At 68.0% G+C, this 11,161-nt stretch carries 13 protein-coding genes; 7 read left to right on the top strand and 6 right to left on the bottom strand.

The window, feature by feature from the left end; translation table 11 throughout:
• The first annotated feature begins 2 nt into the window (after positions 1-2).
• Positions 3-704 carry an ABC transporter ATP-binding protein gene (locus tag CG50_RS02685; protein WP_211248565.1) on the top strand — a complete coding sequence of 234 codons (702 nt, stop codon included), beginning with the start codon at positions 3-5 and terminating at the stop codon, positions 702-704.
• Here the strand turns inward: CG50_RS02685 and CG50_RS02680 are convergent.
• Positions 683-1,597 (bottom strand): LysR family transcriptional regulator, encoded by a 915-nt coding sequence (locus CG50_RS02680; protein WP_036635049.1) that lies wholly within the window; start codon positions 1,595-1,597, stop codon positions 683-685. The two genes, CG50_RS02685 and CG50_RS02680, sit on opposite strands and share 22 nt — an antisense overlap.
• 114 nt (positions 1,598-1,711) lie before the next feature.
• Between CG50_RS02680 and CG50_RS02675 the strand changes: the two genes are divergently transcribed.
• Together CG50_RS02675 and CG50_RS02670 are read left to right on the top strand one after the other, a co-directional pair.
• Positions 1,712-2,731 (top strand): YeiH family protein, encoded by a 1,020-nt coding sequence (locus tag CG50_RS02675; protein ID WP_081880246.1) that lies wholly within the window; start codon positions 1,712-1,714, stop codon positions 2,729-2,731.
• A 96-nt stretch (positions 2,732-2,827) separates the two neighbouring features.
• On the top strand, positions 2,828-3,442 hold the full coding sequence (locus CG50_RS02670; protein WP_036634932.1) for a L,D-transpeptidase: 615 nt from the start codon (positions 2,828-2,830) through the stop codon (positions 3,440-3,442).
• A gap of 6 nt (positions 3,443-3,448) precedes the next feature.
• Here CG50_RS02670 and CG50_RS02665 read toward each other — a convergent pair whose 3' ends face one another.
• Positions 3,449-4,846: an ATP-binding protein gene (locus CG50_RS02665; RefSeq protein ID WP_036634931.1), complete on the bottom strand. Its 1,398-nt coding sequence runs from the start codon at positions 4,844-4,846 to the stop codon at positions 3,449-3,451.
• Positions 4,843-5,505, bottom strand: a complete 663-nt coding sequence (locus CG50_RS02660; protein ID WP_036634929.1) for a response regulator — start codon at positions 5,503-5,505, stop codon at positions 4,843-4,845. The genes CG50_RS02665 and CG50_RS02660 overlap by 4 nt, the downstream gene beginning before the upstream one ends.
• A gap of 202 nt (positions 5,506-5,707) precedes the next feature.
• Here CG50_RS02660 and CG50_RS02655 point away from each other — a divergent pair, with 202 nt between their 5' ends.
• The 4 genes from CG50_RS02655 (at position 5,708) to CG50_RS02640 (ending at position 8,163) form a co-directional block, all read left to right on the top strand.
• A complete protein-coding gene (locus tag CG50_RS02655) occupies positions 5,708-6,151 on the top strand; it encodes a hypothetical protein (RefSeq protein WP_036634927.1) in 444 nt (147 codons plus the stop codon).
• A gap of 112 nt (positions 6,152-6,263) precedes the next feature.
• A complete protein-coding gene (locus CG50_RS02650) occupies positions 6,264-7,004 on the top strand; it encodes a YebC/PmpR family DNA-binding transcriptional regulator (protein WP_036634925.1) in 741 nt (246 codons plus the stop codon).
• A gap of 69 nt (positions 7,005-7,073) precedes the next feature.
• Positions 7,074-7,250, top strand: coding sequence for a hypothetical protein (locus CG50_RS17190; RefSeq protein WP_036634922.1), 177 nt, complete (start codon positions 7,074-7,076; stop codon positions 7,248-7,250).
• A gap of 1 nt (position 7,251) precedes the next feature.
• Positions 7,252-8,163 (top strand): DMT family transporter, encoded by a 912-nt coding sequence (locus CG50_RS02640; protein WP_036634921.1) that lies wholly within the window; start codon positions 7,252-7,254, stop codon positions 8,161-8,163.
• A gap of 45 nt (positions 8,164-8,208) precedes the next feature.
• Here the strand turns inward: CG50_RS02640 and choV are convergent, their stop codons facing one another.
• The 3 genes from choV to CG50_RS02625 all read right to left on the bottom strand — a co-directional run bounded on the left by choV (position 8,209) and on the right by CG50_RS02625 (position 11,073).
• Entirely contained in the window at positions 8,209-9,234 is a 1,026-nt protein-coding gene (choV, locus tag CG50_RS02635) for a choline ABC transporter ATP-binding protein (RefSeq protein WP_036634919.1), read from the bottom strand.
• On the bottom strand, positions 9,231-10,067 hold the full coding sequence (gene choW, locus CG50_RS02630) for a choline ABC transporter permease subunit (protein WP_036634917.1): 837 nt from the start codon (positions 10,065-10,067) through the stop codon (positions 9,231-9,233). Before choW ends, choV begins: the two co-directional genes overlap by 4 nt.
• A gap of 76 nt (positions 10,068-10,143) precedes the next feature.
• Positions 10,144-11,073: a choline ABC transporter substrate-binding protein gene (locus CG50_RS02625; RefSeq protein WP_051909394.1), complete on the bottom strand. Its 930-nt coding sequence runs from the start codon at positions 11,071-11,073 to the stop codon at positions 10,144-10,146.
• Positions 11,074-11,161 lie beyond the last annotated feature (88 nt).

The raw sequence follows: 11,161 nt of genomic DNA, 5'->3' as shown, positions 1-11,161 counted from the left end.
CGGTGCTGAGCATCCGCGGCCTCGATGCCTTCTACGGCGCGGCGCAGGCGCTGCGCGACTTCTCGGTCGAGCTGCGCGGCGGCGAGGTGCTGTGCCTTCTGGGCCGCAACGGCGCGGGCAAGACCACGGCGCTGAAAGCGATCATGGGCACGGTGCATCGCCCGCACGGGCGGCTGGTCCTCGACGGGCGCGACATCTCGGGCCTCGCGCCCGAGGCGGTGCCGCGCGAGGGCATCGCCCATGTGCCGCAGGGCCGGCGGCTGTTTTCTGACCTCACCGTCGCCGAGAACCTGCAGATCGGGCTGAACGTGCGCCCGGTCGGCCGGCGCGGGCTGAGCACGGCGCTCGCGCTGTTTCCGGTGCTGGCCGAACGGATGAGCCAGCGCGCCGGCACCCTGTCGGGGGGCGAGCAGACCATGCTGTCGATCGCGCGGGCGATGTGCCTCGATCCGAAGGTGATCTTGCTCGACGAGCCGACCGAGGGGTTGATGCCCGCCGCCATCGCCCGGATCCGCGAGGCGGTGGCGCAGCTGCGCGCGGCGGGCGTGGCGGTGCTGCTGGTCGAGCAGCGCGTCGATGCCGTCCTGCCCGTCGCCGACCGCGTGGCCTTCATGGAGAACGGCACGATCCGCGCCCGGCTCGACATCGCCGAGGTGCGGGCGGACCCTTCCGTGCTGAACCGCTATGTCGGCCTCGGTGGCTGATTCGGCGGCTGCGGCGCCAGCAGGTCGAGGAATTCGGTCATTGCGCGGGTGCGGAACCGGCGCGGATCGCTGAGCGCGGTGAAGGCGCGGCGCGGGCGCGGCGCCCAGCCGATCCGGCGCAGCGCGAAATCGCGGCTGCACGGGAAGTGGAGCGAGCGCCACGACAGCATCGAGACGCAATTGCCCGCCCGGATCGCGCCGAGGATCGCCTCGTTCGTCGGCAGTTGCAGCACGATGCGCAGATCGGCGGGGCCGAGCCCCATGTCGCGCAGATGCCGTTCGGTCGCGGTGCGGGTGCCTGATCCCTCTTCTCGCAAGATCCAGTCCATCGCCCGGTAATCGGCCGCATCGAGGCGCGGCTTGCGCGCAAGCGGATGATGGCGCGGCAAGATCAGCAACAGCTCGTCCTGCCCGACCTTGCGGCGGAGAAGGTCGCTCGGCGGCAGATCGCCCTCGACGAGGCCGAGATCGGCGAGCCCGCTTGCCACCGCCTCGGCGACCTCGGCGGTATTGGCGGGGTGGAGCGACATCCCGACGCCCGGCCAGCGGCGGTGCATCTCGATCATCCGGGGCGCCAGCCAGTAGCTGGTGACGGTCTGGCTTGCCCAGATGCGCAGGCTGCCCACCGGCTCGCGCGACAGATTGCTCAGCAGCGCCCGCGCGCCCTCGGCCTCGCGCATCAGCCGGGTGGCGGCGCCCATCAGCAGATGGCCCGCCTCGGTCAGTGCGATGCGCCGCCCGATCCGGTCGAACAGCCTCACGTCATATTGCCGTTCCAGCGCCGCGATGGCGGCCGAGACGGCGGATTGCGTCAGGTTCAGCCGCTCCGCGGCGCGGGTGACGTGGCTGAGTTCCGCCACGCACAGGAAGATGCGGATCTGTTCGAGGGTCATGGCAAAACCATAAGCAAAACCGAACGATTTCAGCAAGACGTTCGGTTGGACCGAACGATCCCGCCGGGCGCATGGTGCGCGACAGCGAAAAGCCAGCGGAAGGGACATCGGATCATGGCGACGGCATTCATGGACGGAGAGCCGGGGGCGTTGCGCCGGTTCGGGCCGGGGCTCGCGGTCAGTTTCGCGCTGGCGGTGGCGGCCACGCTGGTCTGGAAGCTGAGCGGCGAGCCGGTTCTGGCCAGCCCGATGGTCATCGCGATGGTCGTGGGGATGGTGCTGCGCAATGCCGGGCTGACCGGGGCGGGGCTTGCGCCCGGCAATGCGATCGCGCTGCGCCCGGTGCTGCGCACGGGGATCGTTCTGCTGGGGTTCCGCCTCACGCTCGGCGATATCGGCGCGCTCGGCGGCTGGGGGCTCGCGATGATCGTCACCGTGGTCACGCTGACCTTCGTGCTGACCCGGCGGATGGGGCGGGTGCTGGGCGTGTCGCCGCAGCTGAGCGAGCTGATCGCCGCCGGCACCTCGATCTGCGGCGCCTCGGCGGTGCTGGGCGTCAACACCGTCACCCGGGCGCGTGACGAGGATGTGGCCTATGCCATCGCCTGCGTGACGATCTTCGGCTCGCTCTCGATGCTGGGCTATCCGCTGTTGCAATCGGTTCTGGGCTTCGACGATCACGCCTATGGGCTGTGGGTCGGCGCGTCGCTGCACGAGGTGGCGCAGGCGGTGGGCGCCGGGCTGTCGGTCAGCGATACCGCGGGCGAGACCGCGACCATCGCCAAGCTCAGCCGGGTCGTGTTGCTCGCGCCGTTGATCCTCGGCCTCGGGCTGATCCGCCACGAGGCGCGCGGACCGGGCCGCGGCCAGCCGGTGCCGCTGTTCGTGCTGGGCTTTCTGGCGGCGGTGATCGTGAACACGGTGCTTCCCTTGCCGAAGGCGGTGGTGACGGGGCTGCTCGACGCTTCGGGCTTCATGCTGGCGATGGCGCTCGGCGCGATGGGGCTGGAGACGAGCCTTGCCCAATTGCGCCGCGAAGGGCTGCGTCCGCTGCTTTTGGGGGCATTCGGCTGGCTGTTCATCGCCACGGCGGGCGCAACCGGCGTTTTTCTGCTGTTGCGCTTCACGGCCTGACTGGACCGCGGTTTAAGGTAGGTTTAAGGCACAGCTCCGAAATCCGGTGGGCCGCAGGCGACTCTGCGGCAAGGCAGGAAGCGAAAGGACACTCGCATGAGCCACGACAAGCTGACACGGAGAACCGCTCTGGCGACCGGAGCGTTTGCTCTTTTTGCCCCGGTCATCGTCCGGGCGCAGTCGATGGACGACCCCGACACGCAGACCGATATTCCGATGGCGGAACGCCCGGCCATCGTGGGTGCGCCCTCGGCGCATAACATCGGTTCGTTCCGCGCGATCGAATGGCAGGACCATTACGACGACATGAGCCAGGTGACGCTGATCGCCGACACCGAGTCGCGCGCGCTGCATTACTGGTCGGTGGGTGCGACGGATCACCGGGTCTACCCGACCTCGGTTCCGCTGACCGACGAGCTGACCAAGCGCGGTTATACCAACATCGTGCGCAAGAAGATCGGCCCGACCTGGACGCCGACCGCGCAGGAGCTGCGCGATCATCCCGACTGGCATCCGATGCCCGCCGGTCCGGACAATCCGCTCGGCACCCACGCGATGTATCTGGCTTGGCCGGCCTATCTGATCCACGGCACGCATGACACCCGCAAGATCGGGCGCCCGTCGTCCTCGGGGTGCATCGGCACGTTCAACGCCAAGATCGCCGAGCTCTACGAGCTGTGCCCGATCGGCACCCGTGTGAAGATCATCTGATCCGAATCAGGCGGCGGGCAGGCTCAGCTCTGCCCGCTCGCCCCCCGCGGGGCGCGGCGCCAGTGTCAGCGTGCCCTGCATCCGCCCGGCTGCGGCGACCACGATTGCCAGACCGAGCCCGCTGCCGGAGACCGGCCGCCCCGATCCGCGATAGAACCGCTCCGTCACCCGGTCCCGGTCACCGGCCGCGATCCCGGGACCGCGATCCTCGATGCGCAGCCGGATCCTGTCGTCCTGCCGCCGGGCCGTGATGTCGACCGTGGCCCCGGCCGGCGAGGCATGGATCGCATTCTCGATCAGATTGCGCAGCGCCAGCGCCAGGAATGCCGGTTGCCGGCTGATCCAGGATCCGCCGTCGTCATGGACGGCCAGTTTCACTCCCCGGCCCGCGGCCAGCATCGTCAGGTCCTGAACGCAATCGGACAGCACCGCCGCACCCGGGCGCGGCGCGGCGCCGGCCCCGGATTCAGCCTCGGCCTCGGTTGCGGCCATCGCAAGCAGCTGGCGCACCAGCCGGTCGCTGCGGTCGACGCCCGCCACCAGCCGGCTCAGCGCATGGTTGCGGGTCTCGGCGTCAGGGGCAATGCTTGCCACCTGCGCCTGAGTGCGCAGCCCCGCCAGAGGGGTCTTCAGCTCATGCGCGGCGAAGGCGGTGAAGTCGCGCTCGCGCCGGCGGGCATCGGCCAGCCGCGCCAGCAGATCGTTCAGCGCGCGGCCCATCGGCGCCAGTTCGCGCGGGGTGCTGCCGGCGGTGTCGAGCGGCGACAGATCCTGCGCGCCGCGCGCGCTGAGCGCCCGTGCCATCCGCTCGAGAGGGGCCAGCCCGCGTGCGAGCGCCAGCCAGATCAGCCCCGCCAGCGCCGGCAGCGCCAGCAGCCCCGGCACGGCCAGCCCCAGCAGCACCCCGCGCACCAGATCGGCCCGCACCGATTGCGCATCGCCCACCATGACGCGGATGCCGTGCACGCGGTCGACGAGGGTGAAGACGCGCCACACCTCGCCCGAGACGGTGGTGTCGGCAAAGCCTTCGCCGTCCTCGGCCAGCCGCCCACCCGGAGCCCCGCCCGATTCGCCGATCAGCTGCCCGTCGAGGCCCCAGACCTGGCAAGACAGCTGCCGCGCATAGCGATGCGCCCCATGAGGGAGTGCCGGGGCCTCGGTCGCGCTGCGCGGTGGGGTCGGGGCGGAGGGTGCGCCCGCTACCGCCCGCGCTGCGGCATCGGCCCCGATCCCGCCATCGGCGATCAGCGAGGCGACCATATGCGCCGCCTCTTCAAGCCGCCGGTCGAGAACGCGCTCGACATCGCGCTGCGTCGCGTATTGCAGCCAGACCAGCGCGGACAGCCACACCGCTCCGGTCGCCGCCATCAGGATCGCGAACAGCCGCGTGCGGATCGAGCTCATTTTGCCGCCGCCAGCCGGTAGCCCGCGCCGCGCACCGTCTCGATGAACCCGGGGCCGAGCTTGCCGCGCAGATGGTGAATGTGGACCTCGACGGTGTTGCTTTCGACCTCTTCCTGCCAGCCGTAGATGCGTTCCTCCAGCTGCGCCTTGCCGAGGATGGCGCCCGGCCGCTCCATCAAGGCGAGTAAAACGGTGAATTCGCGCGGCGAAAACGCGATCTCATGGCCGTCCCGGCGCCCGGTCATCCGCGCCGGGTCGAGGCTCAGCCCGTTCCATTCGGCCTCGGGGGCGGCCCGTCCCTCGCCGCGACGCACCAGCGCGCGCAGCCGCGCGGCCAGTTCTCCGAGGTCGAAGGGCTTGCCCAGATAATCGTCCGCCCCGGCATCGAGTCCGGCGATCCGCTCGCCGGTGCCGTCGCGCGCGGTCAGGATCAGCACCGGCAGCGTCTCGCCCCGGGCGCGGATCCCGGCCAGCAGATCGAGGCCAGATCCGTCTGGCAACATCAGATCGACCACCGCGACGCGGAACCCTCCCGCCGCCAGCGCCTGCCGCGCATCGGCGCAGCTTGCCACCGCCTCGGGCGAGAACCCGGCCAGTCGCAGCCCGGCCTGCAGCCCGTCGCTGAGCATTTCATCGTCCTCGACGATCAGAACCCGCATCTGTCTTTGCCTGTGCCATTTCCGCGCGTTTGGGGCGGTGGGCTTAAGCCTTGCTTAAGGGGTGGTCCGAGACAATGGCTTTGTCGCGGAGAGGTCGGCGAGAAAGGAGAGGCGCGAGGGTTTCGGGCCGAGGTGGCAATCGCCCGGCCGATAGCCTATGGTCGTGCCGGACGGGCGGTGCCCGGTCGTGACGGAGTGTAAGATGCGCGCGCTGGTGCTTGGCCTTTCGCTGATCGGGATTTCTGGGATCGTGGTGTCGGGGTGCGCAGGCTGGGCGCCGCAGGCCACGCCGCGCGAGGCGACGATGAAATCCGGCACGCTGACGGTGGCTTTCAGCGACGGCACTCGTTGCAGCGCCGACACGCTTGCCGCGCGCTCGGGCGTATTGACGGGCTGTGCCTGGCCGATGAGCTATGACGTGACCTATTACCATCCCTCGCTCGCGGCGGGCACGCCGCTTGCGCCGCTGTTTCAGGATTACGCGACGGTTCGCCTCAGTCGGGCGGGCGCCGGTGGCGCGGTGCCGGTGGCCGGGGCAGACGCCGGCCAGGTCTGGACGTTCCGCACCCCGGCCGATCCGCACCACGACTGGGAGCCCGACCCGAAGCATGATTCGGGCCGTGGTGTCAGCCGCGGACGGGACTGATCTGGTCGATTCCCGGCATTCCCTGTGGGGAACATGGGCCGGGTGACTTGCGGAAACGGGCCTCCTTGTCCTATAGAGGCCCAAATTTCATTGAATTTCGACGGAGAAGGTCATGTCAGGCCATTCCAAGTGGGCGAACATCCAGCACCGCAAGGGCAAGCAGGATGCGATCCGCTCGAAGATGTTCTCGAAGCTGGCGAAGGAAATCACCGTCGCCGCGAAGATGGGCGATCCGGACCCGGAAAAGAACCCGCGTCTGCGCCTCGCGGTAAAGGCCGCGAAGGCCCAGTCGATGCCCAAGGACGTGATCGACCGCGCCATCAAGAAGTCTCTGATGGGCGACATGGCCGATTACGCCGAGATCCGCTATGAGGGCTATGGCCCGAACGGTATCGCGATCATCGTCGAGACGCTGACCGACAACACCAACCGCACCGCCTCGAACGTGCGCAGCTATTTCACCAAGGCGGGCGGCAACCTCGGGCAGACCGGCTCTGTCAGCCACGGCTTCGACCGTCTGGGTCAGATCGACTATCCGCTGAGCGTGGGCGATGCGGACAAGGTCCTCGAAGCCGCGCTGGAAGCCGGGGCCGAGGATGTCGAGACCGACGAGGACGGCCATTACATCTACACCACCGTCGAGACGCTGAGCGAAGTGGGTGACGCCCTGGACAAGAGCCTCGGCGAAGCCAGCGACACCAAGCTGGTGTGGAAGCCGCAGGTGACGACCGAGGTCGACCTCGAGACCGCGCAGAAGCTGATGAGGCTGATCGACGCGCTCGAAGAGGACGACGACGTGCAGTCGGTGACGCACAACTTCGACGTCCCCGAGGATGTCGCGGCCCAGCTGTAAGCTGCGCGACAAACCCAACCGGAAGGCGCCCGCGAGGCGCCTTCTTCATTTCTGAAGGAGGACCGGGCAATGGACTACAGCAAGGCGGGAACGCCGAAGATCCACAAGGATGCTCCCAGACATTCCGAGCATAATGCCAAGGGCAGCACGGAAAATCCGTTCGGCGATGCCGGCCCGGGCAGCAAGGCTGAGCTGCTGGCGCGGATGAAGGCCGCGGCCGAGGCGCGCAAGGCCACGAAGGCCTGAGATGCGCAGTGCGGACGACATCCGGCCCGTTTCCTTGCCTGACGCCCGTCCGCTTGTCGCGATCCTTTGGATGGTGGCGACGACACTGTTGTTTGCCGCCACCAATATCGTCGTCCATGCGCAGGGCGATTCGGTCCCCGTGGTGCAGGCGGTGTTCATTCGCATGGTGTGCGGGCTGATCCTGGTTTTGCCCGGACTGATCGAGATCGCCCGCAACCGTTATCCCCGCGATGCCTGGACGATGTTCGGGCTGCGCGGCATCGCACAGACAGCAGGGATGGTGCTGTGGTTCTTCGCGATGGCGCGCACGCCGATGGCCGATGTGACGGCGATCGGCTATCTGACCCCGATTGTCGTGACCGTGGGCGGCGCGCTTTTGCTGGGAGAAGGGTTCTCGTGGCGGCGCGGTGCGGCGATCGGCGTAGCGCTTGTCGGCGCGCTGGTGATCCTGCGCCCGGGCCTGCGCGAGATTCTGCCCGGCCACGTCGCGGAACTGGGTGCGGCACTCGCCTTCGGCCTGTCTTATCTGGGGGTCAAACGGTTGACCCGGCACGCCAGCGCCAATGCCATCGTGGCGATGATGACGCTGATGGCGGCGGTGATTCTTGCGCCCTGGGCGCTGGCGGTGTGGCAGCCGGTCAGCCTGTCGCAGGTGCTGTGGCTCGGTCTGACGGCGGTTCTGGCGACGGGCGGGCAGCTGACGATGACCAAGGCGCTGGCCTCGGCGCCGGTGTCGGTGACACAGCCGGTGGTGTTCACCCAACTGATCTGGGTGGCGCTGGCGGGTCTGTTCCTGTTCGGCGAACCCATTGACCCGCTGGTGATTCTGGGCGGCGCGATGATCCTCGGCTCGGTCGTCTATGTCACGCTGCGCGAGGCCGCGCTGAAGCGCCGCGCGGCGGCGAGGGGCTGAGCCCGAACGAAAACGGCCGGGGTGTGACCCCGGTCGGCTTTCATTTCACGCCTTTGGCGCCGACCCGCGCGGATCGAGCAGCCGCGCCAGCGCGCTTTGCCGGGTGATCCGGCGCCCGTCCGACAGCACCAGCGCCTCGTGGGTGCACAGCGCGGCCAGAACCTCGCGCATCGGCGTCCCTGCATCGACCACGGGGCCCGACGCCGGTCCGTCTTCTGCCAGCTCGGAGGCGCGCAGCACCCCGAGCGGGTTCATATGCGCCACGAAATCCGACACGTAGCCGTTCACCGGATTGGCGATGATCTCATGCGCGGTGCCGAGCTGCACCAGCCGCCCGCCTTCCATCAGCGCGATCCGGTTGCCGATCTTGAACGCCTCGTCGAGGTCATGGCTGACGAAGACGATGGTGCGTTTCAGCTTCGCCTGCAGGTCCAGCAGCTCGTCTTGCAGCTTCGCGCGGATCAGCGGATCGAGGGCCGAGAACGGCTCGTCCATCAGCAGGATCGGCGCCTCGGTGGCGAAGGCGCGGGCGAGGCCGACGCGCTGCTGCATCCCGCCCGAAAGCTCGCCCACCTTGCGCTCCGCCCAGTCGGCGAGGCCGACGAGTTCGAGCTGACGGTCGACCTTCTCGCGCCGCTCGGTAAGCGGCAGGCCGGCAAGCTCCAGCCCGAGGCCGACGTTGTCGCGCACCGTGCGCCAGGGCAGCAGGCCGAACTGCTGGAACACCATGGCGACGCGGTTCAGCCGCAGCCGGCGCAGCGTCGCCGGATCCGCCTTGGTGACCGAGGTCAGATTGCCCCCGTCGAGGATGCGCACATTGCCGCGCACCACCGGGTTCAGCCCGTTCACCGCGCGCAGCAGCGTCGATTTGCCCGAGCCCGACAGCCCCATCAGCACGAGGATCTCGCCCTCGGCCACGGTGAAGCTGCAATCGTGCACGCCGAGCGTCTGGCCGGTCCGGGCCTTGATGTCGCTGCGGCTGACGCCCGCGTCCATCAGCGGCAGGGCGCGTTCGGGATGGCCTCCGAACACGATGTTCACGGCGTCGAATTCGACAGCGGTCCGGCTCATTTCGTGCCTCCCCGGCGCAGCATCCGGTCGAGCACGATGGCCACGACCACGATCACGAAGCCCGATTCGAAACCGAGCGCGGTGTTGACCGAGTTCAGCGCCCGCACCACCGGCACGCCGAGGCCGTTCGCACCGACCAGCGCGGCGATCACCACCATCGACAGCGACAGCATGATCGTCTGGTTCAGGCCGGCCATGATCTGCGGCATCGCCCAGGGCAGTTCCACCTTCCACAGCAGTTGCCTCGGCGTTGCGCCGAACGAGGTCGCGGCTTCGCGCAGCGCCTCGGGGGTGGAGCTGACGCCCAGATGGGTCAGCCGGATCGGCGCCGGCAGCACGAAGATCACCGTCGCGATCAGCCCGGGCACCATGCCGATGCCGAAGAACACGATCGCCGGGATCAGATAGACGAAGGTCGGCAGTGTCTGCATCAGGTCCAGAACCGGCTGGAGCGCGGCATAGAACCGCGGCCGATGCGCCGCGAAGACGCCGAGCGGCACGCCGATCGCGAGACAGACCACGCAGGCCGACAGCACCAGCGTCAGGCTCTCCATGGTCGGCTTCCAGTAGCCCTGGTTGAGGATGAACAGCAGCCCCAGCACCACCAGCGCCACGGTCTTCACGCTGCGCTGCAGGAACCAGGCAAGCCCGCCCGCCAGCACCACCATCGCCAGCGGATGCGGCGCCGACAGCAGCCACAGGATGCCGTCGATCATCTGTTGCAGCAGGTTCGACAGCGCGTCGAAGAAGCCGCTTGCATTGTCCTTGAACCAGTCGAAGACGTGTTTCGCCGTCTTTCCGACCGGGATCTTGTTGGCAGTCAGCCAATCCATCGCGTGATCTCCCCGGAACGCGAAGGTTAGGGTCCGCCCCCCTCCGCGAGAGAGGGGGGCACGAAGGGGCTGGCGCTTACTTCAGCGCCTTTTCCACCGCGGCCAGCGCATCGCCGCCGTCCTTCGTCGTCACACCCTCAAGCCAGGGCTTCAGCGTCAGCGGGTTGGCCTTCAGCCATTCCTTCGCCGCGTCCATGCCGTCCTCGCCGTCGTCGAGGATCTTGCCCATGATCTGGTTTTCCATGGTCAGGCTGAATTCGAGGTTTTCGAGGAACTTGCCGACGTTCTTGCATTCGGCCACATAGCCCTTGCGGACGTTGGTCTTCACCTCGGCACCGCCGAAGTTCGGCCCGAACACCTCATCGCCGCCGGTCAGGTAGCTCATCTTGAAATTGGTGTTCATCGGATGGGGTTCCCAGCCGAGAAAGATCACCGGCTTGCCTTCCTTGTCAGCGCGCGCGACCTGCGCGAGCATCCCCTGCTCCGAGCTTTCGACCAGCTCGAAGCCCTTCATCCCGTCCATGTCCTTCGAGATCATGTCGAGGATCAGCCGGTTGCCGTCATTGCCCGGCTCGATGCCGTAGATCTTGCCGTCGAGATCGGCCTTGTGCCTGGCGATGTCGGCGAAATCCTTGATGCCGAGCTTGGCGCCCGCGGCATTGGTCGCCAGCGTGTATTTCGCGCCGGTCAGGTTGGTGCGGACCGTCTCGACCGAGCCGTCCTTTTCATAGGGCGCGATGTCGGCTGCCATCGACGGCATCCAGTTGCCGAGGAAAACGTCGACGTCGCCCTTCGACAGTGCCTGATAGGTCACCGGCACCGACAGAAGTTTCGTCTCGGTCTTGTAACCGAGCGCGTTCAGCACCGTCGAGGCGACGGCGGTGGTGGCGGTGATGTCGGTCCAGCCGACGTCCGAGAAGGTCACGGAATCGCAACCGGCGGCATGAGCTGCCGGCGCAAGGCCAAGCGCAGTGGCGCTGGCGAGGATCAGAGTGCGCAGTGTCATTCGGGTCTCCCGTTGGTCGTGCCGATCTTGGTGTGGCCGGTTTTTGTTGATTGACGAGTCAATGAACTTTGCCTTATCTGCATTTGGC

Source organism: Paenirhodobacter enshiensis (assembly GCF_000740785.1).
Lineage (GTDB): Bacteria > Pseudomonadota > Alphaproteobacteria > Rhodobacterales > Rhodobacteraceae > Rhodobacter > Rhodobacter enshiensis.
This window is presented reverse-complemented; position numbering and strand designations above follow the sequence as displayed.